This is a genomic window from Cellulomonas soli, from assembly GCF_013409305.1.
Lineage (GTDB): Bacteria > Actinomycetota > Actinomycetes > Actinomycetales > Cellulomonadaceae > Cellulomonas > Cellulomonas soli.
This window is the reverse complement of the sequence record NZ_JACBZJ010000001.1, coordinates 843,599-868,128: the sequence shown is the minus strand read 5'-3', so window position 1 is coordinate 868,128 and position 24,530 is coordinate 843,599. Positions and strand designations below refer to the sequence as shown.

Here is a 24,530-nt window from a genome sequence, read left to right as displayed (position 1 = left end):
CGGCCCGTGACCCGAAGGACGCGAGCGGCCGCGAGGTCGGGCGCCCGGTCGAGGAGCCGTACCGCTCGCTCATCCCGCAGCGCACCGGCCTGGCCGGGATGCTCGCACCGGCAGGCGGGTTCGGGGTCACGATCTCGAACTTCTTCCGCCCGACGGTCACCGAGCAGTACCCGTCGGAGAGCGCGCGGACGAAGCCGCGCTACCACGGCCGTCACCAGCTCAACCGGTACGCCGACGGGCTGGAGAAGTGCATCGGCTGCGAGCTGTGCGCCTGGGCGTGCCCCGCGGACGCGATCTACGTCGAGGCGGCCGAGAACACCCCGGACGAGCAGTTCTCGCCGGGGGAGCGCTACGGGCGCGTCTACGAGATCAACTACCTGCGCTGCATCTTCTGCGGCCTGTGCATCGAGGCGTGCCCGACGCGGGCGCTGACGATGACCAACGAGTTCGAGCTCGCCGGGCCGACGCGTGCCGGGATGATCTGGGAGAAGGACGACCTGCTCGCGCCGATGCGCTCAGGCATGCTGGCCGCGCCGCACCCCATGGTCGAGGGCACCACGGACACCGAGTACTACCGCGGTGAGGTCACCGGGACCACCGACGACCAGGTCGCGTGGGTCACCGAGCACCGCCCCGACGACCCGACGCTGCCGGCCAACGCCGGGCCCGAACCCGTCCAGACCATCGGCGCCACGGCCGCCGCGCAGTACGCGCGCAACGCCGCCGCCACGAAGCAGGGGTCGAAGTGAGCGCGGTCCTCGTCACGTCCCTCACGGACGCGGGCACCACGACCACGGCCGAGGCCGTGCTGTTCTGGGTGCTCGGTCCGGTCATCGTGCTCGCCGCGCTGGGGCTGCTGTTCGCCCGGAAGGCGGTGCACGCGGCGCTCGCCGTCGTCGTGGTCATGATCAGCCTGGCGTTCCTCTACGTCGCGCAGGACGCGGTGTTCCTCGGCATCGTGCAGGTCGTCGTGTACACCGGCGCCGTCATGATGCTGTTCCTGTTCGTGCTCATGCTGGTCGGTGTCGACGCCTCCGACTCGCTCGTGGAGACCCTGCGCGGCCAGCGCTGGATCGGGCTGCTCGCGGGTGTGGGCCTCGGGGTCGTGCTGGCGGGTGTGGTCGGCAACGCGACGTACGGGCAGCCCAAGGGCCTGGCCGAGGCCGACGCGGCCTCGAACCCCGTCGGCATCGCCCACGTCGTCTTCGGCGACTACGTGTTCGCGTTCGAGGTCGTCGGTGCGCTGCTCGTCACCGCCGCGCTCGGGGCCCTCGTGCTCACCCACCGGCAGCGGCTCACCCGGCACCTCGGCCAGAAGGAGCGCGCCAACGCCCGGGTCGCCGCCGGTGCGGTGCTCACGCCCCTGCCGGCACCCGGCGTGTACGCCCGGCACAACGCGATGGACGTCCCCGCGCTCGGACCCGACGGGCAGCCGCTCGAGCACTCGGTGCCGCGCGTGCTGCGGGTCCGCGGCCAGGAGGCCGACGCGGCCGAGTTCTCCGCCCGCACCGAGCGGGTGCTCGCCGGTCACGCGGCGGACGAGCCGGTCGAGCTCGAGGGCGCGAGCCCGGGGCCGGGCGCGGCAGCCACAGACGGAGCGGTCGGACAGGAGGAGGGCCGGTGAGCCTCACGCACTACCTGGTGCTGTCGTCGATCCTGTTCACGATCGGCGCGACGACGGTGCTGCTGCGCCGCAACGCGATCATCGTGTTCATGGGCGTCGAGGTCATGCTCAACGCGACGAACCTCGCGCTCGTGACGTTCTCGCGGATCCAGGGGAACCTCACCGGGCAGACGCTCGCGTTCTTCGTCATGGTCGTGGCGGCCGCCGAGGTCGTCGTCGGCCTGGCGATCATCGTCGCGATCTTCCGGACCCGCCGCTCGGCCTCGGTCGACGACGTCAACCTGTTGAAGAGCTGAGGGGCGGCACGTGCACACCCTGACCTCCGTCCTCCCGTGGGAGGCCGCCGTCCCCGTTGCCCAGGACGCCGACGGCGTCGTGACGCTGGCGCCCTGGCTGGTGCTGCTGCCGCTGCTGTCCGCCGCGGTGCTGCTGCTGCTCGGCCGACGCAGCGACCGCTGGGGCCACTGGCTCGGCGTCCTCGCCTCGTCCGCGGCCTTCGTGCTCGGCGCGGTCCTGCTGCTCGACCTGCTCGGACGGCCCTCGGACGCGCGCATCCTCGACGTGCCGCTGGGCACCTGGATCGACGCGGGCACGTTCAGCCTCGACGCCGGTCTGCGGGTCGACCCGCTCTCGCTGACGTTCGTCCTGCTGGTGACGTTCGTCGGCTCGCTCATCCACGTGTACTCCGTGGCCTACATGGACCACGACACGGACCGGCGGCGGTTCTTCGCGTACCTCAACCTGTTCGTCGCCGCGATGCTCGTGCTCGTCCTGGCGAACTCCTACCTGCTGCTGTTCGTCGGCTGGGAGGGTGTCGGCCTGGCGTCCTACCTGCTCATCGGCTTCTGGAACCACCACCTGCCCTACGCGGTCGCCGCGAAGAAGGCGTTCGTGGCCAACCGCATCGGTGACCTGGGCCTGCTCACGGCGCTCGGTCTGATGTTCGCCCAGTTCGGCGGGGTCGACTTCGCGACCGTGCACGAGGGCGCGGCCGGTGCCAGCGAAGGCACGCTCACCGCGATCGGGCTCATGCTCCTGCTGGCCGCGTGCGGCAAGTCGGCGCAGTTCCCGCTGCAGTCCTGGCTCGGCGACGCGATGGCGGGCCCGACGCCCGTCTCCGCGCTCATCCACGCCGCGACCATGGTCACCGCGGGCGTCTACCTGGTGGTCCGCTCCGCACCCGTGTTCGACGGCACGCCGACCGCGCAGCTCGTCGTGGTCGTCGTCGGTGCGATCACCCTGCTCTTCGGGGCGATCGTCGGTTGCGCGAAGGACGACATCAAGAAGGCGCTGGCCGCCTCGACCATGTCGCAGATCGGCTACATGATGCTCGCCGCGGGCCTCGGCCCGATCGGTGCCGCGTTCGCGATCTTCCACCTGCTCACGCACGGCTTCTTCAAGGCCGGGATGTTCCTCGGTGCCGGGTCGGTCATGCACGGCATGGACGACCAGGTCGACATGCGCCGCTTCGGCGGGCTCGGCCGCTACATGAAGATCACGTGGGCCACGTTCGGCCTGGGCTGGCTCGCGATCCTGGGCATCCCGCCGTTCTCCGGCTTCTGGTCCAAGGACAAGATCATCGAGGCCGCGTTCGTCGGCGAGGGCTGGCGGCCGTGGGTCTTCGGCTCGGTCGCGCTCCTCGGCGCCGGCATCACCGCGTTCTACATGTCGCGCCTGTTCTTCATGACGTTCGAGGGGCAGCGGCGCTGGTCGCAGACCCGCGACGGGCACGAGCAGCACCCGCACGAGTCCCCGGCGCTCATGACGTGGCCGATGATCATCCTCGCGGTCGGCTCGGCCGGGCTCGGCCTGGTGCTCGCGACGGGCGACCGGTTCACCACGTGGCTCGCGCCCGTCACCGGGCACGTCGAGCACGAGGAGCCGGTGCTGCCGGTCTGGCTGCTGGTCACGCTGACCCTCGCGGTCGTCGTCGCCGGTCTGGTGATCGCCTGGCGTCGCTACGCGGTCGGCACCGTGCCGGTCACGCCGCCCGTCGGCACCGTGCTCACCCGGGCCGCCCGCGTCGACCTCTACCAGGACGCCGTCAACGACGCCCTGCTGGTCGAGCCCGGTCAGCACCTGACCCGGTCCCTCGTCTACGCCGACCGCACCCTCGTGGACGGCGCCGCCACCGGCGTCGGACGCGGTGCGGTCGGGCTCGGCGAGGTGGTCCGCAAGACGCAGACCGGCTTCGCACGCACGTACGCCGCGACGATGCTCCTGGGTCTCGTCGTCCTCGTGGCCGCCGTCCTGGTCGCCCAGAGCTGAGGAGAGCACCGAACGATGTCGTCCTCCTTCCCCTGGCTGACCGCCCTGGTCGTCCTGCCGCTGCTCGGAGCGGTGACGCTGTGGGTCCTGCCCGCCGGTGTGCGGTCCCGGGCGCGCGGTGTCGCGCTCGGCTTCGCCCTGGCCGAGCTGGCCCTCGCCGTCGCTGCGCTGAGCGCGTTCGACACCTCCGCGGCCGGCACCCACCAGCTCGCCGAGACCCACGAGTGGATCCCGCAGCTCGGCGTCTCCTACGCGGTCGCGGTCGACGGCGTGGGCCTCGCGCTCGTGCTCATGTCCGTGCTGCTCGTGCCGCTGGTGATCCTGGCCGCGTGGCGCGAGCAGGGCAGCGACGACGCCGCCTCCGACAAGCTGCGCCGGTACCTGGCCCTCGTGCTGCTGCTCGAGGTGTTCATCGTGCTGGTCTTCGCCGCGCGCGACCTGTTCCTCTTCTACGTCGTCTTCGAGGCGATGCTCATCCCGGTCTACTTCATGATCGGCGCGTACGGCGGGGCCCAGCGGCGGTACGCCGCGGTCAAGTTCCTGCTCTTCGGCCTCGCCGGCGGGCTCGTGATGCTCGTCGCGGTCATCGGCCTGTACCTGCAGGGGCCGGGGGGTTCGCAGGGCTTCCTCATCGACACCCTCGTCGGTCTGCCGCTCGACCCGACGCTGGAGAAGTGGCTGTTCGTCGGCTTCTTCGTCGCGTTCGCCGTCAAGGCTCCGATGTTCCCGGTGCACACCTGGCTGCCCGACGCGGCCGAGCAGGCACCGGCGGGCACCTCGACGCTGCTGGTCGGCGTGCTGGACAAGGTCGGCACGTTCGGGATGCTGACGCTGTGCCTGCCGCTGTTCCCCGCGGCCTCCCGCTGGGCGGCGCCGGTCGTCATCGTGCTGGCCGTCGTGTCGATCCTCTACGGGGCGCTGCTGGCCCTCGGGCAGAAGGACATGTTCCGGCTCGTCGCGTACACCTCGGTGTCGCACTTCGGCTTCATCGTCCTGGGCATCTTCGCGTTCACCTCGACGTCGATCGCCGGCTCGTCGTTCTACATGGTCAACCACGGGTTCTCCACGGGTGCGCTGTTCCTGCTGGTCGGGTTCCTGGTGGCACGGCGGGGCTCGGCGCAGATCGCCGACTTCGGCGGGCTGCAGAAGGTCGTCCCGGTCCTCGCGGGGACGTTCCTGGTCGCCGGTCTGTCGGCGCTCTCGCTGCCCGGCCTGTCGACGTTCGTCAGCGAGTTCCTCGTCCTGGTCGGCACGTTCGCCCGGCACCCCGCCGCGTCGATCGTCGCCAGCCTGGGCGTCGTGCTGGCCGCGATCTACGTGCTCTGGCTCTACCAGCGGGTCTTCACCGGTCCGGTCCGCCCGGGTCTCGAGGGCACGAGCGACCTGGCCTGGCGCGAGCGCTGGGCCGTCGGGCCGCTGATCGCCGTCATGCTCGTGCTCGGCTTCGTCCCGGGCCCTGCGCTCACCCTGGTGCGCGAACCCGCGCACCACACGCTCGAGCAGGTCGGCGTCGACGACGTCCCCGCCGTCGTGTCCGCCACCTCGGTCGAAGGGACTGACGAGTGAGCACCTTCACCGCGCCCACCATCGCGTGGGCCCAGCTCAGCCCGGTCGTGATCGTGCTGCTGGCCGCCGTCCTCGGCGTGCTCGTCGAGGCGTTCGTCCCCGCCGCGCGCCGCCGCGTCGTCCAGCTCGTCGTGGCCTTCCTCGCGCTGGCCGGCTCGCTCGTGGCCGTGGCCGCGCTGTGGAACGGCACGGTCGACTCGGGCGGCACCGAGGTGCTCGGCGGCTCGCTCGTGATCGACGGCCCGGCGCTCGCGCTGCAGGGCACGATCGCCCTGCTCGCCCTGATCGCCCTGCTGGTGATCGCCGACCGCACCGAGACCGGTGAGGACGCGTTCGCGCCGTCGGCGTCGGCCGTCCCCGGCTCGGCCTACGAGGAGCTCACCCGCCAGCACGGCCTGCAGCAGACCGAGGTCTTCCCGCTCGTCCTGTTCGCGACCGGCGGCATGCTGATCTTCCCGGCCACGGGCGACCTGCTCACGCTGTTCGTCGCACTCGAGGTCCTCTCGCTCCCGCTGTACCTGCTGACCGGCATGGCCCGTCGCCGTCGCCTGCTCTCGCAGGAGGCGTCGATGAAGTACTTCCTGCTGGGTGCGTTCGCCTCGGCGCTCATGCTCTTCGGCATCGCGCTGCTCTACGGGTACTCCGGCTCGCTGCGGTACTCCGAGATCGCCGCGGCCACCGCCGACCCGACCGGGCTCGACGCGCTGCTCGTCGTCGGCTCGCTGCTCGTGGTCTCGGGCCTGCTGTTCAAGATCGGTGCGGTCCCGTTCCACTCCTGGACGCCCGACGTCTACCAGGGTGCGCCGACGCCGATCACCGGCTTCATGGGTGCGTGCACCAAGGTCGCCGCGGCCGGCGCGCTGCTGCGGTTCGTGTACGTGGTCATCCCCGGGCTGCAGTGGGACCTGCAGGGCGTGCTGTCCGCCGTCGCGATCCTGACCATGCTCGTCGGGACCGTCGTCGCGCTCGTGCAGACCGACATCAAGCGGATGCTCGCGTACTCCTCGATCGCGCACGCCGGCTTCCTGCTCACCGGTGTCGTCGCGCTCGAGGAGTCCGGTGTGAGCGCGGTGATCTTCTACCTGCTGGCCTACGGCGCGGCGACCGTCGGCGCGTTCGGCATCGTCTCGGTGGTCCGCGAGAAGGTCGCCGGTGGCGGTGCGGACGACGAGGACGACGAGGGCACCGTCCTCGGCGAGGCCACGCACCTGTCGCAGTGGGCCGGGCTCGGGCGCACCCACCCGCTGGTCGCCCTGTCGTTCACGCTCTTCCTGCTCTCGTTCGCGGGTATCCCGCTCACGGCAGGGTTCATCGGGAAGTTCACGGTCTTCACCGCGGCCGTCGCCGGAGGCGCCTGGCCGTTGGCCGTCGTCGGTGTCGCAGCCTCGGCTGCCGCCGCGTTCTTCTACGTCCGCATCATCGTCCTGATGTTCTTCACCGCCCCCGCGACGCCGAGCCCGGCACCGGAGGAGGAGGTGCTCGAGGCCGCCGTCGAGCAGGAGGTCTCGCAGGCGCGGGCCCTCGAGGCCGCCGCGGCGGGCGTGGCCACGGTTGCGGTCACCCGGGTCGCACCGGCGACCACGACGACCGTCGTCGCGACCGAGGGCTTCACGGCCGTCGCGGTCACGGTGTGCGCGGCGCTGACGATCCTGCTGGGGGTCTTCCCCTCCCCGGTGCTCGAGCTCCTCGACCAGGCGGCACTGTTCCTGCCCTGACGAGGCTGCTCCTGCCCTGACGGACACCGTCGGAGCGGGACCGGGACGGGCGGCGCGCCGCCCGTGGTGTGACCCTCGGCACCCCCGTCGTCGGCGGGGCGAGGGCACCGGTGCCGTTGTCCGCCGCATGCGACAGATAGGTTCGTCCCGTGACCTCCGCACTCGCCCTGCCGCTCGCCGACCCCGAGCTCGCCGCCCGGTTGACGGACCGGCTCACGGTCGTCGAGGAGCGGCTGCGCGACGCCGTCACCCACACCGACCCGCTCGCCGACGACGCCTCGCGTCACCTGGTGAACGCGGGCGGCAAGCGTCTGCGACCGCTGCTCACCCTGCTGACCGCCGAGCTCGGCGACGGTGCGCGCCGCGAGGTGCTCGACGCGGCCGTGGTCGTCGAGCTCACGCACCTGGCCACGCTCTACCACGACGACGTCATGGACTCGGCGCCGCTGCGCCGCGGGGCTCCTTCCGCGCATGAGGTCTGGGGCAACTCGGTCGCCATCCTCACAGGCGACCTGCTGTTCGCCCGTGCGTCCACGACCGTCGCGGGCCTGGGCCCCGACGCGGTCCGGATCCAGGCGCAGACCTTCGAGCGCCTGTGCCTGGGCCAGCTGCACGAGACCGTGGGCCCGCGCCCCGACGAGGACCCGATCGTGCACTACCTGCAGGTGCTCGCCGACAAGACCGCCTCGCTCATCGCCACCTCGGCGCGGTTCGGCGCGATGTTCTCCGGCTGCCGGCCCGACGTCGTGGAGATCGTCACGGAGTTCGGCGAGAAGCTCGGCGTCGCCTTCCAGCTGGCCGACGACGTCATCGACCTCACCTCGGACGGTGCGGTGACCGGCAAGACGCCGGGCACCGACCTGCGCGAGCGCGTCCCCACGCTGCCGGCACTGCTGCTCCGTGCACGCGCAGCACGGCCCGACGCCGGCGCGGAGGACCTGCGGGTGCTCGCGCTGCTCGACGGTGACCTGTCGGGCGACGACCAGCTGGCCGAGGCCGTGGCCGCGCTGCGCACGCACCCGGTCGTCGAGGAGACGCGCCGTCGCGCCGTCGCGCTCGCCCGCGCGGCCGTCCTCGAGCTCGAGCCGCTGCCGGGCGGTCCCGTGAAGGACGCCCTGATGTCCTTCGCGCAGACGCTGGTCGACCGCACCGCGTGACCGGGCAGGAGGAGTCGTGACGTCACAACCGCAGCAACGGTGCGCGGCCTGCGGGCTGCCGCTGGACCCGGGCGCCGTGTTCTGCGCCGAGTGCGGGGCGCGGGCCGCGCTCGACCCGCCGCGTGCTGCCGAGACGCGCGACGACGGGCCCGCCCGGACAGCGCCCGGGGGCGCCCGGCCGCCACAACCGCCGACCTGGACACCCCCGCCGGAGCCCGGCCCGCAGGGCCGGCGCGCCGAGCCGGCGCAGTCCGGCCCGTTCCCGGTGGCACCCGGCGCCGTGGCACCCGTCGGGCGGCGGGTCCTGGCGTTCCTGCTCGACAGCGTCCTGCTGGCCGTCGTCGTCTGGGGCGCATCGCTCGTGGTGGGGCTGACGATGCCCGCGCCCTCCACCGATGCACCCGTCTCGCCCGTCGCTGCGATCCCGTCGGTGCTCGCGCTCGTCGTGCTGATCGGCCAGTGGGTCGCCGAGGCGACGACGGGCGCCACGGTCGGGTCCGCCGTGATGGGCATCCGCACGGTGTCCGCGCGCACCGGTCGGCCTGCCGGCCTGCTCGCGATCCTGCTGCGGGGCCTCGTCGTCGGTGCGGGGGCGCTGGTGTGCTTCGTCGGGCAGTGGGCCGTGGTGGCCTCCGGCGCCTGGGACCGTGGCCCGTCCCTGCGCGGCTGGCACGACAAGGCGGCCGGCACGCTCGTCCTGCAGGCGCACGCGCTCGTCGCCGGCACACCTCCGCGGGCGCCCCGGCAGAGCCGTTCCGTGCCCGCGGAAGCGGGCGGCGTGCCCGTCGTGGCCGCGGGGGAGCAGGGTGCCGTCACGGCGGTCCCGGCCTCGTTCGCGCCGGCGCGGGACGTGCCCGTCCTCACCTTCCCCTCGCAGCCGGCTCCGCGACGGCACACCGACGTGGCCGGCGATCCGGCCGTCTCGGTCGGTGGGCCGACGCCCCAGGTGCCCCCTGTCGACCCGCGCACCGCCGGGCCCGACGTGTCGTCGGCCGCCGAGCCGCAGGCTCCCGCAGCGTCCGTGGCGCCGGCCGTCGAGCCTCAGGGTGCCGCGGCGACCGTGCCCTCCGCCGCCCCGCCGGCACCGATCGCCCGTGTGCCGTTCGAGAGCATGCCCGGGCCCGGGCGTGCTCTCGTCGAGCCGGTCGCCCCTGCCCCGGACGGACCCGCCCCGACCCGACGGGCGCGCCGGGCCGCGACCGGGCCGACGCCGCTCGTCGACGTGCCGTGGGCGACCGCGCGGCCGCCCGCGACCGGTGCGGTGCCGGTCGTCGCCGATGCGCCGCCGCCCGCGTCGTCTGCGGCGGACGCGGCGCCCCCGGAGCAAGCCGTGGCCCCAGCGCCCGCTGTGCCCTCAGCACCCGCTGCGCCGTCAGCGCCACCCGTGCCGTCGCCGGTCACCGCCCCGACCGCCGCCATCGCAGGTCCTCCGCCGGGTGGCGAGGACCCCGCACCGCGCGGTCAGGTCCATGCGCCGGCGTTCGACGCGTTCGCCGAGCTCGAGCTCACGCGGTTGCGCCAGCTCGACGAGGTGACCGAGCTGCGCCTCGTCCTGGACACCGGCGAACGGGTCGACGTGGTCGGTGACGGGCTGATCGGCCGCCGGCCGGATCCGCAACCGGGCATCGTGCACGTCGTCTGCGTCGACGACCCGGCCAGGTCCGTGTCGAAGGTGCACCTCGCCTTCGGCCTCGACGGCAGCGGCCCCGGCATGTTGTGGGTGACGGACCGCGGCTCGACCAACGGGTCGGTCGTCGTCAGCCCGTCCGGCGCGGAGTCGGCGTTGCCGCCCGGCGCGCGGGCGGTCGTCGGGGTCGGGTGGACGGTCCGTTTCGGCGAGCGTCGACTCACCGTCGAGCGGGTCTGACCGCCGTCACGGAGCGGGCCCTCGGGGTCCTCAGAGCGTCGGTGGGCTCCAGGCGAGCTGGACGACCTGGTGACCGGCCGAGCGGCTGACCATGTGGGCACGGCCGGGGACGGACGGCGTCGGCCGGACACCGCCGACCAGGGCACCCTCCTCCGGGTCCCCGGAGAGCACGAGCCCGGGGGCGGCCAGGTCGCGCAGCGACTGCAGGACCGGCTCGTACATCGCCCGTCCGGCCCCGCCCGAGCGTCGGGTGAGGACCAGGTGCAGACCGACGTCGCGAGCCTGCGCGAGCAGCGGCGCGAGCGCCGCCAGGGGGTTGCCCGAGCTGGTGGCCACGAGGTCGTAGTCGTCGACCAGCACGAAGACCTCGGCACCGGACCACCAGGTCCGGTTGCGCAGCTGCTCGGGGGTCACATCAGGCCCGGGCAGCCGGCTGCGCAGGTAGTCGGCCAGCCCGGTGAGCTCGGTCGTGGCCTGCTGCTGCGTCGTCAGGTAGCCCGCGAGGTACTCGTCCGGGATCTCCCCGAGCAGGGAGCGCCGCAGGTCGACCGCGAAGACCTGCGCCTGTGCGGGGGTGTGCGTGCGGCGGATCTCCGCGGCCACCAGCCGCAGGAAGCTGGACTTGCCGGACCCGCCGTCGCCGAACGCGTACAGGTGCGGCTCCTCGGCCGCGTCGAACGCGACAGGGGCCAGGCGCGACTCGTCGATACCGAGGAGCAGGCGACGGTCGGTCGCGTCCGGTGCGGCGCCGGTGCGGACGACGTCGAGTCCGATCTGGTCCGGCAGCAGACGCAGGCGCGGTCCGGGTGCGCCGGTCCACGCGTCGGCGACCGCCTGCACGAGGTGCTCGACCCCGGCCCCGAGGGTGTCCGCGGCGCCGTCGCCGTCGATGCGCGGCAGGGCCGTCAGCGCATGGTGCTTCGAGGTGACGAGCGCACGCCCCGGTCGACCGGTCGGCACGTTCACGGCGACCTTGCGGTCGATCTCGGAGTCCATGGGGTCGCCGAGCCGCATCTCGATGCGGGTGCCGAACAGGTCCTTGACCTGCGAGCGGAAGTCCATCCACCGCGTGGCGGAGGCGATCAGGTGCACGCCGAAGGTGAGGCCGCGCCCCGCGATCGCCTGCACCCGCAGCTCGAGCTCGTCGTACTCGCTGCGCAGCGTCCCCCAGCCGTCGAGCACCAGGAACACGTCGCCGTAGCCGTCGTCGACCTGCCCTTGGGCGCGGCGCGTGCGGTAGGTCTCGATGGAGTCGATCCCGTAGTCGCGGAAGTACCGCTCGCGGCCGTCGATGATCCCCTCGACCTCGGCGACGACCCGTCGGACCACGTCGGCGTCGGACCGGGCGGCGACGCCCGCCACGTGCGGCAGGCGGGCCATCGGCGCGAACGTCCCGCCTCCGAAGTCGAGCACGTAGAACTGCACCTCGCGCGGGGTGTTCGTCAGGGACAGGCCCGTCACGACCGAGCGGACGAGCGTGCTCTTGCCGGTGCGCGGGCCGCCGACGACGGCCATGTGCCCGGAGGCCCCTGCGAGTTGCACCGCGAGGTGCTCGCGCCGCTGCTCGAGCGGTCGGTCGACGATGCCGAGCGGGATCGTCAACGTCCCTGCTCCGCGCCATGACGGCGACACCAGGCCCAGTGCCGGGTCGACGACGAGGTCGGGCATCAGCTGGTCGAACGTCGAGGGGACGATCAGGGGAGGCAACCACACCTGGTGCGCGGCCGGTCCGCGTCCGGACATGCGCTGGACGGCGATGTCGAAGGTCGCCCGGGTCTCGTCGGGCTCGGCGCCGGGCAGCGGCGCGACCGCCTCGTCGGTGGTGCGCAGCCCGAGCACGGGCGCGGCGGAGAACGTCTCCAGGCGCGCGCGGCCGGCGGGTGCGCCCGGAGCGTTGCCCGTCTGACGGCGCCGCGCCTTGGGCGGTCCGGACACGTACGAGGCGCGGAACTGGACCATCGTCGTCGGGTCCGGCTTGAGGTAGCCGACGCCGGGGATGCCGGGCAGCTCGTACGCGTCGGGCACACCGAGCACGGCCCGCGACTCCTGCGCGGAGAACGTGCGCAGGCCGATCCGGTAGGACAGGTGCGACTCCAGGCCGCGCAGACGGCCCTCCTCGAGCCGCTGGCTCGAGAGCAGCAGGTGCATCTGCAGGGACCGGCCCAGGCGGCCGATCGCGACGAACAGGTCGACGAACTCCGGCTTGGCGGACAGCAGCTCGGAGAACTCGTCGCACACGATGAGCAGCGCGGGCAGTGGGGCCAGGTCGGGGCGGTCGGTGTGCCGGGCCCGTTCGTAGTCGGCGACGTTCGCGAAGTTCCCTGCGGCGCGCAGCAGCTCCTGGCGGCGGACCATCTCGCCCTGCAGGGCGTCCTGCATGCGGTCGACGAGCGTGAGCTCCTCGCCGAGGTTGGTGATGACCGCCGAGACGTGCGGCATGCCCGCCATGCCGGCGAACGTCGCGCCGCCCTTGAAGTCGACGAGGACGAAGTTGAGGTCCTCGGGCGAGTGCGTGAGGGCCAGGGCGAGCACCAGCGTGCGCAGCACCTCGGACTTGCCGGAACCGGTCGCGCCGATGATGAGGCCGTGCGGGCCCATGCCCTGCTGCGCCGACTCCTTGAGGTCGAGGGCGACGGGCTGGCCCTGCGGCGTGAGGCCGATCGGCACCCGCAGCCGGTCACGGGGCAGCCGGGGGCGCCAGGCCACGTCCAGGTCGAGGTCGCGCACGTCGTCCAGCCCGAGCAGGTCGACGAGCTCGGACGAGACGGCGACCTCGGAGCCCTGCGTGCTGGCGTCGAGGTGCAGCGGGAGCAGACGGCGGGCGGCCGCCTCCGCCTCGGCGACGGACAGCTGGTCGACGTGCAGGCGGCTGGGTGCGACGCCGAGCCGGACGACCTCGGCAGGGACCTGCCCGGCGCGGGGGCCCGTCGTCGCCTTGGCGCCGACCGTGAAGCGCAGGGTCGAGGGGTCGTCGAGGTCGTCCCACCGCTCGGGGAGCTCGAGCACGGTGACGCCGAGGACGCCGTCGGAGGTGAGGATCGCGTTGCCCACCGGCACCTGGCCGCCGTCCACCACGACGAGGACGTGCGGGAGCGGTGCGTCCTGCACGTTCGCGGCGAAGCGAGGGCGTTCGCGCAGGCCCTCCGCCAGCAGCGACTCGATGTCGGCGAGGGCCTCGCCGATGAGCCGTGCGGGCCCGACGGCGTCCCGCGCGCGGGTGGAGTGCGCGTGCGGGAGCCACTTCACCCACTCCCACTCGGCTGCCGTGCGGGCGCCGGCGAGCACCGCCACCTGCAGGTTCTCCGGCGAGTGGAACGTCGTCAGCTGCGTGACGACCGCGCGGGCCAGCGCGCGAGCCTCGGCCTCCGGGCCGATCAGCTCGATGCGCGCGACGGACTGCACGTCGAGCGCGAGCGGGATGTCCTGCTGCACGCTGTGCGTCACGAGGAACCGGTGCGCGGCGGACGCGGCCACGGGGTCGAGCTGGGCCAGCGGCGGGGTCTCGGGGGCCTCCAGCTCGAGGGCCAGCGGCTGCTCGCCCACGCCGACACGGGTGCGCAGGAACTCGGGGTGCCCGGGTCGACGCTCCCAGACGCGGGAACGTTCCTCGGCGATCGCGGCGAGCGAGCGGGGGTCGGGCGAGGCCCACAGTGCTGCGTCGCGCTGCCGGCGGGCGGTGTGCCGGACCGTCCCTCGCAGGTCGGCCAGGTACGCCAGGTACTCGCGACGGGCGCCGACGACGGCCGCCTGGTGCTGCGAACGCTGCCGCCACCCGTTGACGCCGATGAACCCGACCGAGGCCAGCAGGAACATGCCGGCGGCGAGCGTGCCCCGGGGTCCGGGGTTGGCCATCGCCACGAACACGATCGAGCCGACGGAGCCGAGCATCGGGATCGCGTTGGCGAGCATCCCGGACACACCGTCGGACGGTTGGATCTCGGGGGGCGCCTGCAGCACGACCTTGCCGGACGGGACGGACGGGGGTGCGGGGCGTGCACCCTGCGGTGCCGTGAACGACATCGGCCGGACGTCTCCTCAGGAGCTGCGGTGGTGGGTGCGGGCCGCGCGCGCCGCGCGAGCCATGGTCACCGTACCGGCCCTGTCCGCACGCCCGTGCGCGCTGCCCCTAGCATGGGCGCGCACGCAAGCGGGACGGGACGACGGGTGGAGGTGGCGTGGCGCACGCGACGCTGACCCGTCTGGCGGTGCACGTGGGCGCCCGACGGCTCGACGTGGCGCTCGACCCGACCGCGGCTCTGGGTGACGTGCTCGACGCGGTCGCGCCGCAGACGTCCCACGCGCTGCTCGTCGACTCGGCCGGCCGTCTGCTCGACCGGTCCGCCACCGTGGGATCCCAGCTGGAGGACGGCGGCGCCGTGCATGCCGCCCTCCCGGCGCCGGCCCCACGAGGTCGCCGCGACGCGGGGGCGCACGCAGCGGTGCGTCGGCGTCCGCCCGTCGAGGCGGCGCTGCTGTCGGTCGGTGCGGTGGCGGCCCTGACGGTGGCGGCCGTCGTGCTGCTCCCGGCAGGCGTGGCGCCCTCGGGGGCGAGCGCCGTCCTCGGTGCGCTCGGTTGCGCGCTCGGTGCGTTCGGCTGCGCCCTCGGGCGCTCGGTGGCGCGCACCGCGGCGACCGTGTGCGGCCCGCTGCTCGGCCTGGCAACCGCGGTCCTGGTCGTCGCTCCGGTCGACGATCCCGGTCGTCGGCTCGCCGTCGTCGCAGGGCTTGCGGCCGCCGCGGTCGTCGCGGGTGTTCGCCACGTCGCCGTGCAGGCCGACCGCCGGGCGGGGGAGGCGACCGGCGACGACGTCTCGGGCGTCGTCCTCGTCGCGACGTCCGTGGCGTCCGCGCTCGCCCTCGTCTGCCTCCTGCTCGGGCTGCCCACGGTCGTCCTGGCCGCCGTGCTGGTCGGCGCGACGCCGTTGGCCCTGCGCGCCCTGCCGCAGAACGCGCTCTCCGTGCCCGACGACCAGCTCGTCGACCTCGCACGCGTGTCACGGACCGCGACCTCGGTCCGTGGCCCGGGTCCCCGCGGTCTCGGTCGGGTCAGTGCGACGCAGGTGGTCCGGACCGTCGCGTTCGCCGAGCGGCGCAAGGCTGCCGGGACGGTCGTCGCGTCCGCGCTCCCGGCGCTGCTCCTGCCCGTCGTGCTCGTCTCGACGCAGCCGGGCACGGTCGCCGGGTGGGGGGCGGTCGCCCTGACCGTCTGCGTCGTGCTGGCCCTCGCGCTCGGGCCGCGCACCGCACGGGGAGCCGTGGCCCGGTGGTGGCCGCGAGCCGGTGCGGGCGTGGTCGTGCTGGAGGCCGTGTCGTTCGCCCCTGCCGACAGCCGGGCCGTGGTCGCCGCCGGGGTCGCCGTGGTGGCTCTCGCCGTGGCGGCTCTCGCGATCCCGTTGGCACGGGGGTGGTCCTCGGTCGTGGCCTCACGTGCCGCCGACGGGCTCGAGGGGCTGGGTATCGTCCTCGCCCTGCCGGCGGCCCTCGTCGCGGCCGGCGCCGTGGAGCTGCTCCGGCAGGTCACGTCATGAGGTCCGGGTCGTCGCGCAGGGCAGGGCTGGGCTCCCGATCCGCGGTCGCCGTCCGTCGCGTCCGGGGCCGGGTGGCAGGATGACCGACGTGCCAGCAGCCCCCGCGCCCGCCACCGGGTACGCCTGCTCGGCGTGCGGACGCCCGCTGCGGGCCGGGGCGAGGTTCTGCAGCACGTGCGGCGAGCCGGCCCCGGTCGCCCCTGCCGCGCCGATCGAGCTGCCCGTCGGGTTGCCGTCCGTCGGGCTGCGTGCCGAGCCGACGGCCCCGGTCGCAGCGGTCGAGCGGTCACGCCCCGAAGGACTGGGCCCCGCGTTCGACGGCACCGTCCCCGCCGGGACCGGTCGGCGGCTCGGAGCGTTCGCGCTCGACACGCTCGGCGTCCTCCTGCTCGCGCTCGTGGTCCTGCTCGGCACCCGCAGCGGATGGCTCGCGGCGGTGGCCGGGATCGAGCTGGCCGTCGGGTTCGTCGTGTGGGAGGCGCGCACCGGCCTCACCCCGGGCAACCTGGTGCTCGGCCTGCGCACCTCGCGCGAGGAGTCGCCGTACTCCCTCGGCACGCGCCGGGCCGCGCCTCGTGCACTCCTGCTCGCTGCCGGGCACCTCGTGCTCGGCCTGGGGCAGTGGGCGCTGGTGGCGACCACCGCAACCGACCCCGGCCGGCGGCAAGGGTGGCACGACCGGCTCGCCAAGGCCGTCGTCGTCGACGTCCGCGGCCTGCGGATCGACGACGAGCCGACCGGCGACCTCCCGGGCGCGGGCCTCGCTCTCCCCGCCCCGAGCGGCGCTCACCCCGTCGTGCGCGTCGGGAGCGCGGTGCCCGCGAGCCAGGTCCGGTCCGTGTCGGCCGGGGTGGACCCGCTCGGTGGTCCGCCCCCGCCCGGCGTGCCCGGGCCGCCGCCGCTCCCGGTGCCGGAGCAGCCCGCACCGTCAGGTCTCAGGCCGGTCCGTGGCGTGCAGAACCCGCACCCGGCGGTGGCCGTCTACGTCCTGACGCTCGACACCGGTGAGGCCTTGAGCGTCACCGGCACCGGGCTCATCGGCCGCAACCCGCGCGCGCTCGCGGGTGACCCGTGCGACCACCTCGTCACGATCGACGACCCTGGGAGAAGCCTGTCGCGCACCCACGCCCGGTTCGGGATCGACGCCGGTGGCTTCTGGGTTAGCGACGCCGGCTCAGGCAACGGCACGTCGCTCACCGCGCCCGGGCACGCTCGCATGGTGGTGCCCCCCGGGCAGCGCGTGCCCGTCCCGTCGGGGTCGACCGTGCACCTCGGCGAGCGCACCTTCACGGTGCACGCCGTCAGCTGACCGACCCACCGGGCTCCGATCCGGTTGGTGACGGCAGGGCTCACCGGCGGTTCTGCGGGCGAAGGCCCCGGTGAGCTGATCGAGGGTCCAGGTCTCGGTGCCGGTGGGCCGGGTGCGGCCCCAGGACGGCCTCGCTGCCGACCTGCGGGGGCCGGAGCGTCGATCGGGCCCCGCCGGTGGTTCACTCGCCGGGCTCGTCCTTGCGCAGGTAGGCGGGTGGCGGCTTTCCCATCTCGCGGTAGACGCGGAGGACTCGCTCGTCCTCGGTGAGTCTCGTCCAGCCTTCCTCCTCGAGGCGGTTCCTGCCGGCGTAGGGCCCGATGCCACGGGCGCCGGCGTGCCACCCGACCTGGGTGAGGAAGAGCTCACGTGCTGTCGTGAAGTCGTCCGTCCGCAGCATCTCGTGGGGGCGACCGTTGTCCTCCGACCAGATGATGTAGGTCCCACCCTCCCGCCGGATCGCGATCACGTCACCGTTGCTGCCTCCCGGCATGCCCCTGACGTCGAAGTCCTCGCTCGGCCAGTAGCCGAGCGCGACGCACTCGTCGTAGAGCGCTACCAGTTCTGGTGGCGCATGCCGGCCGAACTCCACCCTTGGTCCTCCCATTCTTCTGTCGGTCATCGGTAGATGCCGACTACTCCTCAGTAGGTCGCCGTCGACGAGTTGCGTCGTCGGAGTCGTCGAGCAGGTACGCGGGGATGGGGAGTCCCTTGTCGCGGTAGACGCGGATGGTGCGCTCGCGCAGCGTCATCGTGGTCCACCCCGCTTCTTCCAGGCGACTCCTACCGGCGTACGGGCCATGGCCGCGGAAGCCCGCGCCCCATCCGACCTCGGTGAGGAAGTGCTCGCGGGCCCGTTCGAAGTCGCTGGTGCGCAGCATGTCGTGGGGTCGACCGTTGTCCTCGGACACGACGATGTACGTCTGGCCCTCACGGCGGATCGTGATGCCGTCGCCGGCGTTGAACCCCGGTACGCCGACGACGAAGAAGTCCAGTCCGGGCAGGTAGCCCCGCGCGACGCACTCGTCGTGCAGCTCGGCCAGCTCCGGCGGTGCCGACCGGCGGGACGTCATCTCGACCTCCTCTGCGAGTCGTGCCTCCCGGCCGGCCTGCGCCGGGTACTCCTCGGCGGCAACCCGTCGACGCTCGGTCCGACCTGGGCATGGTGCGGGAAGCCCAGCGTCGCGGGCGGGAGTATCCCCATGAAGACTCGTCCGTCGTCGTCTCCGGTGGCGGCTCGCACGAAGGCGGGTCTGAACGCTGTGGTCACCTCACTCGCCACCCAGGACACGGAGGGCGTCGCTCGCGGCGAGCGTGCTCGCGACGAACGCCTGAATGGCGAGGAACGTCGTGCCGACAGCAGGCCGCCAACTGTGCGATGAGCCCGGATCGAGAACGAATCCACTCCCGCCGCAGCGTTCGACGAGGTCGACCGATGGTTCGGCGCGCAGCTCCGACCTCGGCGCCCTGGCTGCTGTGACCGTGCTGTACGCCGCGATCGGCTCGGCGTGAGGTCGTGGGTCGTCGAACGAGGTCGCTCGACCGGGGCCGCCCCTCTGCACTCGTCGTGGAGCGCCGGCAGCTCCGATGACGCCGAACCGTCAGGCCAGGCCGTCTGCATGTCCCCCCGCGATCGCTCACCGCCGCTGCGGGCGAGCGACGTCTGCCGTCACGCACCGCCGGCCGGCGGCTCGTCATCCGCATCGTCGAGGAGGTAGGCCGGCACCGGGCGTCCTTCCTCGCGGTACGCGCGGATGGTCCGTTCGCGCAGCGTCAGCTTCGTCCAGCCCTCCTCCTCCAGGCGGTTCCTGCCGGCGTAGGGCCCGGCGCCTCGAGCGCCGGCGTGCCATCCGACCTTCGTGAGGAAGAGCTCCCGTGCGCTGATGAGGTCGTCGGTGCGCAACAGCTCATGGGGGCGCCCGTTGTCCTCGGACCAGATGATGTAGGAGTCACCCTCGCGGCGGATCGCGATGACGTCACCGTTGCTGCCACCCGGCATGCCCGCGCCCCTGAAATCCTCGCCTGGCCAGTAGCCGAGCGCGGCGCACTCGTCGAAGAGTGCTGCCAGCTCCGGCGGGACCGATCGGCCTGCCATCACGTCTCCTTGCCTGGGGCTGCATGGCTGTAGCCGGCCGTCAGCGGTCGTGTGGCTCCGCCCAGCCGGCCGGGACCTCGGCCGGCCAGTCACCGCAGAACTTGCCGACGACATGGATCGGGACGGCGGGCGTGGTCAGTGCTTGCTGCACCAGATGCGCGGCGCGGTCGGTCACTTCCGCGACGGTGGCCCCCCACTCCGTGGGTGCGGGGGATCGACCCGACAGGTCCAGCTCCTCCAGCACGATGACCTTGCGGACGGGACCAGCGGTCTCGAACTCGGTCAGCCGCCGCCACGCCGTGGCGGGCATGAGCGCCAGCTCGGCGTCCTGGGGTGCTGGGCGATCCAGGACAGGTCGCGCGCGGTCAGGTTGAGCACGACGAGCAGTGTCGGGCTGGCGAAGTTCTCCGTGGCGACGCGCACGTCCCGGGAGGCGGCCCGAAGCTCGGTCAGGACCCCGAGCGCCGGTGGCTCGGTGGCGCCCGCTGACAGCCCGCGGAAGCCGATCCCGTTGAACGCGGGCAGCTTGGCGACGGCGTCGACAAGCCCGCCGGGGTCGTGACTCATCGGGAGTCCTCATCTCGGGATCGGCTGTGGGGTGGGCTGGTGCGGGTGTCCGGAGCGGGCGGGGGTGGCGGGAGCGGGTCGGTCGGCGGGTCGGGCAGGGGTGTCGCGAGCCAGGTCCCGCGGCCTGTGCGGCGCGTCAGCCAGGGTCGGCGAGGGTTGCGTGGTCGTGCCAGGTTGTCGACGACGCGAGCGGCGAGGTCGCACAGGACGGAGGCCTGGTACTGGTGGGGGTTCGCGGCGGTCTGCGGGGTGACCTGTTCGAGGACGATCAGGTCGGGTCGGGCATCGTCGAAGGTGATGGTCAGCAGTCGCAGCCAGAACGTGTCGACCACGAGTGTCGTGCTCGTGGTCGTGGCGGACGTGACGGTCGGGTCGAGAGGGATCAGGACCAGGACGGTTCCGCCGGTCGCGGCGATGGGTCCGGCTGCGCAGGTCGTCGCGGCGTTCAGGCGGGACAGGACCGGCAGCTGCACGGGGAGCTTGCCGAGCGGGAGATGGAGCATGGGTGCCGTCAGCAGGCGGGCGGCGCGGGGGGCTGTCGAGGGCAGGTTCGTCGTGTGCAGGCGTGAGTCGACGACTCGGGCGAAGGTGGACAGTGACTCTCGCGCGACATCGTGCCAGGCGGTGGTGATGACCATCGGCACGTCACTGCCCTTGGTCGTCGAGATGTCACCCGGTCGCAGCGGCCCGTCCTCGGCGAGCTCCTCCTCGATCGCGCGTTCGAGCATCGCGTTCCACCGTGCCGACTTCTCCTCGTCGGTCAGACCTGCGAGGGCGCGCACGTCCCAGGTTGCGGGGTCGGGGCGCGGATCGTTCTCACCGGACTGGTTCATGGCACCTGCTGTCTGAGAGTGATGTTCCAGAATCCGCGCGTGTTGAGGCTGCGGTCGACGACGTCGTAGAGGGTTCCTGGTGGTACGAGGATCTCGGGACTGCCCCGGGTCCGATTGACTCCGTCATCCCGTGGTGCCGACTCTCGTCAGCAACCCCACACCCCTCACTCAGGGGGTGCAGGCCGTTGTGGTGCCGACCCGAGGTCCGCTCGCATCTTCACTATGCCTTCCGGGGGCATCTCGAACCCCTCGGCGTGGCCGGGATTGACGACGAGCCCAACGCCTGGCGGCATGCGAGAGAGCACCTGTTCACCCGTCATCGTCATGGCGTAGCTCGCCACGGAGCCGACTCGTTGCCACGACGTGTACACGGCCAGCATGGGGACGCCGTCGCGATCGAAGAGTATCGGCGAGAGTCCCTCGAAGTCGGCGGCGACAGGGGATTGGCTCGGAACGATCAGCGTTGCTCCGGGGAGCATCCCCATGACGATTCGTCCGTCGTCGTCGCCCGAGGTGGCGCGCGCGATTGCCTGTTCGAACTCAGTGGCCATTTGGTTCACCCCCGAGCACTCGGATCGCGTCGCTCGCCGAGAGGGTACTTGCGGCAAGTGCCTGAATCGCGAGGAGGGTCGTGCCGACAGCGGGACTCCCCCACTGCGACGTGCCCGGATCGAGCCCGCGGGGTCATCGCCGAGTTCTGCGGGCGAAGGCGTCAGTGAGCTGATCGAGTGTCCAGGTCTCGGTGCCGGTGGGCCGGGTGCGGCCCGCGTAGGGGCCGCGGCCGCGCGAGGCCGCCAGCCAGGAGGCCTCCTCGAGGAAGGCGCGTGCCGCCTCGTCGAAGCCGGGCGAGCCGAACAGGGGTCGCACGTCGTCGCAGTCCTGGTAGAGCACGACGAACCCCTCGCGGGTGCCGGTGAACAGGATGGCCTCGCTGCCGACCTGCGCGGTCAGGAACGCCACGCCGAAGTCGACGCCGTCCTCCAGGCCCAGGCGCAGCGCCTCGGTGTGCAGGGCGGCGGCCTGTGGTGGGACGTTGCCGGGGGTGCTCATGCGGGGATCTCCTGCGCGGTGGTGTCGGTCAGCAGCCGGTAGGCGAGCAGCTCACGCACACTCAACGGCGTGCCGTCCTGGTCGAGGAACCGGTAGATCGGCGCACCTCCTGGCTGCCCGAACCAGGGTGCGCTCACAGCGGTCTCCAGCAGCAGGCCACCGGCGGCGATGACCGGGTGGTCGCCGACCAGCCGGTAGGTGCGTCGGGGGAGTGCGAGCCGGTCCGGGGGCAGGGAGCGCGTCGCGAACGGTGCCTCCGAGGGCCACAGGTCCGTGCCCTGCTCGGAGCCGATCCGGTCGAGAACGAGCGCCTCATCAGCGGTCACCGCACGCACATTCGTGCTGCCCGTCACCCTGCGCCCCTCCGGAGGCCACTGCCAACCGCCAAACCCAGCCATCGTGCTCCTTTGGATGCTCACGTTCATTCCCTCGATGCTCGAGCGCGCCGATCAGTCGTCGGCGTGCCCGGGTCGGTCCTCCGATGCTTCACTCAGCGCGGGAGGTAGCGGGAGTCCGAGCTCCTCGTAGAAGCGAATCGTCCTCTCGCGTGGAGTCATGGACGTCCACCCTTCCTCGTCCGCACGACTTCGTCCGGCGTACGGACCGTGGCCGCGCGAACCCGCGTGCCAACCCACTTCGGTGAGGAAGTACGCGCGTGCTCGGTCGAAGTCGTCGGTGCGCAGCAACTCGTGCGGGCGGCCGTTGTCTTCAGACCAGATGACATAGGAGTTCCCGTCAAGGCGGATGCCGATGACGTCGCCGCTCGATCCCCCCGGCATTCCGCGGACGTTGAACTCCTCGCCGGGCCAGTAGCCGAGCGTGACGCACTCGTCGAAGAGCTCTGCCAACTCCGGCGGCGCATGCCGACCGACCTCCACCTGTGGCCCTCCCGTGTCGTTGACGGTCATCCGGTCGTTCCCACCCTCGTCAGGAGACCGCCGTCGATGAGTTCCTTCTGCGTCAGCTCGCGTGTCCCGATGAAGAATCGGTGCTGCACGCCGCCGCCAGGCTGCCCGAACCAAGGTGCGATCTCGGACGTCTCGATGGTGAGGAGTCCATCCTTCACCGTCTCGTGGCCGGTGTTGAGCTCGAACTCTGTCCGCGTGTAGTTGAGGCGGTCCGGTGGGAGCGCCCGACCGTCCAGCGGGGTGTCGAGCGGTGAGAAGTAGGTTCCACCGTCGCCCCCGATCCGGTCGAGTCGGAACGTGTCCTCCGCCGTCACGGCGCGACGGACCTCGGAGCCGGGAACCGCGCCGTTGTTAGGTGGCCAGTCCCAGCTCCAGCCGTCCGGCGTGGTCGAGTCAGATCTGCGATAGGTAGCCAGGAACTCCTCGCGCGTCATCCCGCCGAACGGGTCGTAGCGGGCGTCAACGATCGACGCGTTCGAAGGGCTGATGTGCGGATCTCTCAGTTGGTCGTAGGCAGAGCGCGGCGCTCCGTCGCTCAAGGGCATCCCACTGGGGTGCCGTGGTGTGGGCGTTGCCGCTGCCGTCGCTCCGCGCCCGCCGGGCAGGTGGCTCTTGAGGTGGGTGCCCATGCGGCGCAGGGCGTCGGTGAGGGCTTCGATGAGGTTCTTCAGCGACTTGGCGCTGGTCAGGACGTCGGTGACGGACCGGCCGATGCGGGTGGCCAGGGACGAGACGCGGGTGGAGACCTGGCCGGCGATGACGGGGGTGGCCAGGCCGAGGGTGAGGACGGCCTCGGCGGCCCAGGAGATGATCGAGCCGACCAACTGGGCGAGGGTGTCGCGCACGAGGTCGTGGACGACCTGGACGACGGTCGCGCAGGTGCGCAGCGATCCGGCCATGGAGGTGGCGGAGTCCTTGGTCGCGCGGATGCGTTGGGCGAGGTCGTCGGCGTAGGTCGCATAGGAGGTGATCGCGGCGCCGGACATCGCCTCGAGGTCGGTACGCACGAGTCGGTCGAGCTCGGTCGAGGCGGAGTCCATGGCCCCGGCGACGTTGTCCCACGTGGCGGCGAACCCGAGCACCGCGCCCGCGTCGCCGGTGAGGTCGTCGAGCCAGCCCTTCAGGGGCTCGAGGTGCTCCATGAGCCAGCCGAGACCGGCGGCGATGAGCGAGCCGATCGGGTCGACGACGGCCGCGGCCACGTCGAGGGTGGCGCCGACGCCGGACAGGCCGATGGCGACCCACGAGCCGGACTGCAGGGACTGGCACAGGTCGGAGACGGACTCCACGACGCCGGTGCCGGACAACGAGGAGGAGGTGTCGACCGGGCCGGCGACCAGGGCGTTCGCGCTCATGGCATCAGCCCGCGCAGCACCTGCTCGACCCGGGCGTCGACGGCCTCGTATGCCCGGGCCATCGCACCGAGCTCCTCGACCGTGCCCGCGGTGGCCTGGTGGACCGCGTCGATCGCTTCGCGCGCCGCGGAGTCCACCCCCGAGACGATGGCGGGCAGGAACGCGCAGAGCACGCCGAACGCGCCGGAGTGCAGGTCCGTCGTCGCGGCAGCCTGCTGGGCCGTGCGGACGTCGGAGGCGACGTTCTGCACGCGTGAGGCGTGCCGGTTCAGCACCTCCGTGTCGACCACGAACTGCGACATGCTCACACCAGCCCCCGGGAGGCGACCTCGGCGCGCAGGTGGGCCGTGAGGGGCGAGTCCGTACCGAAGGCGTCCTCCGTGGTCGCGACCGCTCGGGCACCGGCGTCGCGGGTGGCCGCCTGCACGGTCTCCAGGACGAGCACGGCGAGACGGTCCGCCCCGAGGTTCAGCGCGTCGTCCTTCAGGTGCAGGTCGGTGAGGCGCCCGGAGGCGTCGGCCTGGGCCTGCACCTCCCCGCGGGGGCTCGTCGCGGAGCCCCGCACGCGGTCGATGGCCGCCTTCAGCTCTCCGGCGCGGGCCGCGCGCTCCTGGGCGGCCTCGATGTCGCGGGCGACCTTGGCGATCGCCTCGTCCGGGTCCATGAACGCTGCCATGGTCTGCCTCCT

24 protein-coding genes are annotated in these 24,530 nt (G+C 72.9%); 10 read left to right on the top strand and 14 right to left on the bottom strand.

Going from position 1 to position 24,530, the window contains the following annotated elements; translation table 11 throughout:
- The first annotated feature begins 98 nt into the window (after positions 1-98).
- From nuoI to BKA22_RS03870, 8 genes are all read left to right on the top strand, one after another.
- Positions 99-749, top strand: a complete 651-nt coding sequence (gene nuoI / locus BKA22_RS03905) for an NADH-quinone oxidoreductase subunit NuoI (RefSeq protein ID WP_146954118.1) — start codon at positions 99-101, stop codon at positions 747-749.
- On the top strand, positions 746-1,624 hold the full coding sequence (locus BKA22_RS03900) for an NADH-quinone oxidoreductase subunit J (protein ID WP_146953957.1): 879 nt from the start codon (positions 746-748) through the stop codon (positions 1,622-1,624). Before nuoI ends, BKA22_RS03900 begins: the two co-directional genes overlap by 4 nt.
- On the top strand, positions 1,621-1,920 hold the full coding sequence (gene nuoK, locus BKA22_RS03895) for an NADH-quinone oxidoreductase subunit NuoK (RefSeq protein ID WP_146953956.1): 300 nt from the start codon (positions 1,621-1,623) through the stop codon (positions 1,918-1,920). Before BKA22_RS03900 ends, nuoK begins: the two co-directional genes overlap by 4 nt.
- A 10-nt stretch (positions 1,921-1,930) precedes the next feature.
- Positions 1,931-3,892 carry an NADH-quinone oxidoreductase subunit L gene (gene nuoL, locus BKA22_RS03890; protein WP_146953955.1) on the top strand — a complete coding sequence of 654 codons (1,962 nt, stop codon included), beginning with the start codon at positions 1,931-1,933 and terminating at the stop codon, positions 3,890-3,892.
- 15 nt (positions 3,893-3,907) lie between these two features.
- Positions 3,908-5,458 carry an NADH-quinone oxidoreductase subunit M gene (locus BKA22_RS03885; protein WP_146953954.1) on the top strand — a complete coding sequence of 517 codons (1,551 nt, stop codon included), beginning with the start codon at positions 3,908-3,910 and terminating at the stop codon, positions 5,456-5,458.
- A complete protein-coding gene (gene nuoN, locus BKA22_RS03880) occupies positions 5,455-7,173 on the top strand; it encodes an NADH-quinone oxidoreductase subunit NuoN (RefSeq protein WP_146953953.1) in 1,719 nt (572 codons plus the stop codon). Before BKA22_RS03885 ends, nuoN begins: the two co-directional genes overlap by 4 nt.
- 149 nt (positions 7,174-7,322) lie before the next feature.
- Positions 7,323-8,330 carry a polyprenyl synthetase family protein gene (locus BKA22_RS03875; RefSeq protein ID WP_146953952.1) on the top strand — a complete coding sequence of 336 codons (1,008 nt, stop codon included), beginning with the start codon at positions 7,323-7,325 and terminating at the stop codon, positions 8,328-8,330.
- 16 nt (positions 8,331-8,346) lie between these two features.
- The gene (locus tag BKA22_RS03870; RefSeq protein WP_146953951.1) at positions 8,347-10,197 is read left to right on the top strand and encodes an RDD family protein; all 1,851 of its coding nucleotides are present in this window, start codon (positions 8,347-8,349) and stop codon (positions 10,195-10,197) included.
- Between the two features lie 30 nt (positions 10,198-10,227).
- Here the strand turns inward: BKA22_RS03870 and eccCa are convergent, their stop codons facing one another.
- Entirely contained in the window at positions 10,228-14,217 is a 3,990-nt protein-coding gene (gene eccCa / locus BKA22_RS03865) for a type VII secretion protein EccCa (protein ID WP_146953950.1), read from the bottom strand.
- 155 nt (positions 14,218-14,372) lie between these two features.
- Between eccCa and BKA22_RS03860 the strand changes: the two genes are divergently transcribed.
- Complete coding sequence (locus BKA22_RS03860) at positions 14,373-15,725, top strand: hypothetical protein (protein WP_146953949.1); 1,353 nt, start codon at positions 14,373-14,375, stop codon at positions 15,723-15,725.
- A 79-nt stretch (positions 15,726-15,804) separates the two neighbouring features.
- Positions 15,805-17,034: an RDD family protein gene (locus BKA22_RS03855; RefSeq protein WP_146953948.1), complete on the top strand. Its 1,230-nt coding sequence runs from the start codon at positions 15,805-15,807 to the stop codon at positions 17,032-17,034.
- A gap of 181 nt (positions 17,035-17,215) precedes the next feature.
- On the opposite strand, the gene BKA22_RS03850 is transcribed toward BKA22_RS03855, so the two are convergent.
- From BKA22_RS03850 to BKA22_RS03790, 13 genes are all read right to left on the bottom strand, one after another.
- Positions 17,216-17,626, bottom strand: coding sequence for a hypothetical protein (locus tag BKA22_RS03850; protein ID WP_146953947.1), 411 nt, complete (start codon positions 17,624-17,626; stop codon positions 17,216-17,218).
- 43 nt (positions 17,627-17,669) lie between these two features.
- Positions 17,670-18,107, bottom strand: coding sequence for a hypothetical protein (locus BKA22_RS03845; RefSeq protein WP_146953946.1), 438 nt, complete (start codon positions 18,105-18,107; stop codon positions 17,670-17,672).
- 596 nt (positions 18,108-18,703) lie between these two features.
- Positions 18,704-19,129, bottom strand: a complete 426-nt coding sequence (locus tag BKA22_RS03840) for a hypothetical protein (protein WP_146953945.1) — start codon at positions 19,127-19,129, stop codon at positions 18,704-18,706.
- A 40-nt stretch (positions 19,130-19,169) separates the two neighbouring features.
- Positions 19,170-19,439: a hypothetical protein gene (locus tag BKA22_RS03835; RefSeq protein ID WP_146953944.1), complete on the bottom strand. Its 270-nt coding sequence runs from the start codon at positions 19,437-19,439 to the stop codon at positions 19,170-19,172.
- Positions 19,412-19,696 (bottom strand): hypothetical protein, encoded by a 285-nt coding sequence (locus tag BKA22_RS03830; protein WP_146953943.1) that lies wholly within the window; start codon positions 19,694-19,696, stop codon positions 19,412-19,414. The genes BKA22_RS03835 and BKA22_RS03830 overlap by 28 nt, the downstream gene beginning before the upstream one ends.
- Positions 19,693-20,529 (bottom strand): hypothetical protein, encoded by an 837-nt coding sequence (locus BKA22_RS03825; RefSeq protein WP_146953942.1) that lies wholly within the window; start codon positions 20,527-20,529, stop codon positions 19,693-19,695. The genes BKA22_RS03830 and BKA22_RS03825 overlap by 4 nt, the downstream gene beginning before the upstream one ends.
- Positions 20,530-20,693: 164 nt before the next feature.
- Entirely contained in the window at positions 20,694-21,080 is a 387-nt protein-coding gene (locus BKA22_RS03820) for an SseB family protein (protein ID WP_146953941.1), read from the bottom strand.
- 133 nt (positions 21,081-21,213) lie between these two features.
- Positions 21,214-21,579, bottom strand: coding sequence for a hypothetical protein (locus BKA22_RS03815; RefSeq protein ID WP_146953940.1), 366 nt, complete (start codon positions 21,577-21,579; stop codon positions 21,214-21,216).
- Positions 21,576-21,905, bottom strand: a complete 330-nt coding sequence (locus BKA22_RS03810; RefSeq protein WP_179561631.1) for a TNT domain-containing protein — start codon at positions 21,903-21,905, stop codon at positions 21,576-21,578. Before BKA22_RS03810 ends, BKA22_RS03815 begins: the two co-directional genes overlap by 4 nt.
- A gap of 123 nt (positions 21,906-22,028) precedes the next feature.
- The gene (locus BKA22_RS03805) at positions 22,029-22,487 is read right to left on the bottom strand and encodes a hypothetical protein (protein WP_146953938.1); all 459 of its coding nucleotides are present in this window, start codon (positions 22,485-22,487) and stop codon (positions 22,029-22,031) included.
- Positions 22,484-23,842 carry a TNT domain-containing protein gene (locus BKA22_RS03800; protein WP_146953937.1) on the bottom strand — a complete coding sequence of 453 codons (1,359 nt, stop codon included), beginning with the start codon at positions 23,840-23,842 and terminating at the stop codon, positions 22,484-22,486. Before BKA22_RS03800 ends, BKA22_RS03805 begins: the two co-directional genes overlap by 4 nt.
- Positions 23,839-24,144: a type VII secretion target gene (locus BKA22_RS03795; RefSeq protein WP_146953936.1), complete on the bottom strand. Its 306-nt coding sequence runs from the start codon at positions 24,142-24,144 to the stop codon at positions 23,839-23,841. The genes BKA22_RS03800 and BKA22_RS03795 overlap by 4 nt, the downstream gene beginning before the upstream one ends.
- 2 nt (positions 24,145-24,146) lie before the next feature.
- The gene (locus BKA22_RS03790) at positions 24,147-24,518 is read right to left on the bottom strand and encodes a YbaB/EbfC family nucleoid-associated protein (protein ID WP_146953935.1); all 372 of its coding nucleotides are present in this window, start codon (positions 24,516-24,518) and stop codon (positions 24,147-24,149) included.
- Positions 24,519-24,530 lie beyond the last annotated feature (12 nt).

Excerpts from the sequence above, each read along its gene's own strand:
- BKA22_RS03840 (WP_146953945.1), bottom strand. The coding sequence starts at position 19,129 with ATGGCAGGCCGATCGGTCCCGCCGGAGCTGGCAGCACTCTTCGACGAG.
- BKA22_RS03845 (WP_146953946.1), bottom strand. The coding sequence starts at position 18,107 with ATGACGTCCCGCCGGTCGGCACCGCCGGAGCTGGCCGAGCTGCACGAC.
- BKA22_RS03825 (WP_146953942.1), bottom strand. The coding sequence starts at position 20,529 with ATGAACCAGTCCGGTGAGAACGATCCGCGCCCCGACCCCGCAACCTGG.
- BKA22_RS03795 (WP_146953936.1), bottom strand. The coding sequence starts at position 24,144 with ATGTCGCAGTTCGTGGTCGACACGGAGGTGCTGAACCGGCACGCCTCA.
- BKA22_RS03800 (WP_146953937.1), bottom strand. The coding sequence starts at position 23,842 with ATGAGCGCGAACGCCCTGGTCGCCGGCCCGGTCGACACCTCCTCCTCG.
- BKA22_RS03835 (WP_146953944.1), bottom strand. The coding sequence starts at position 19,439 with ATGCCCGCCACGGCGTGGCGGCGGCTGACCGAGTTCGAGACCGCTGGT.
- BKA22_RS03820 (WP_146953941.1), bottom strand. The coding sequence starts at position 21,080 with ATGGCCACTGAGTTCGAACAGGCAATCGCGCGCGCCACCTCGGGCGAC.
- BKA22_RS03815 (WP_146953940.1), bottom strand. The coding sequence starts at position 21,579 with ATGAGCACCCCCGGCAACGTCCCACCACAGGCCGCCGCCCTGCACACC.
- BKA22_RS03830 (WP_146953943.1), bottom strand. The coding sequence starts at position 19,696 with ATGAGTCACGACCCCGGCGGGCTTGTCGACGCCGTCGCCAAGCTGCCC.
- BKA22_RS03885 (WP_146953954.1), top strand. The coding sequence starts at position 3,908 with ATGTCGTCCTCCTTCCCCTGGCTGACCGCCCTGGTCGTCCTGCCGCTG.
- eccCa (WP_146953950.1), bottom strand. The coding sequence starts at position 14,217 with ATGTCGTTCACGGCACCGCAGGGTGCACGCCCCGCACCCCCGTCCGTC.
- BKA22_RS03790 (WP_146953935.1), bottom strand. The coding sequence starts at position 24,518 with ATGGCAGCGTTCATGGACCCGGACGAGGCGATCGCCAAGGTCGCCCGC.
- BKA22_RS03805 (WP_146953938.1), bottom strand. The coding sequence starts at position 22,487 with ATGACCGTCAACGACACGGGAGGGCCACAGGTGGAGGTCGGTCGGCAT.
- nuoI (WP_146954118.1), top strand. The coding sequence starts at position 99 with ATGCTCGCACCGGCAGGCGGGTTCGGGGTCACGATCTCGAACTTCTTC.
- BKA22_RS03855 (WP_146953948.1), top strand. The coding sequence starts at position 15,805 with ATGACCGACGTGCCAGCAGCCCCCGCGCCCGCCACCGGGTACGCCTGC.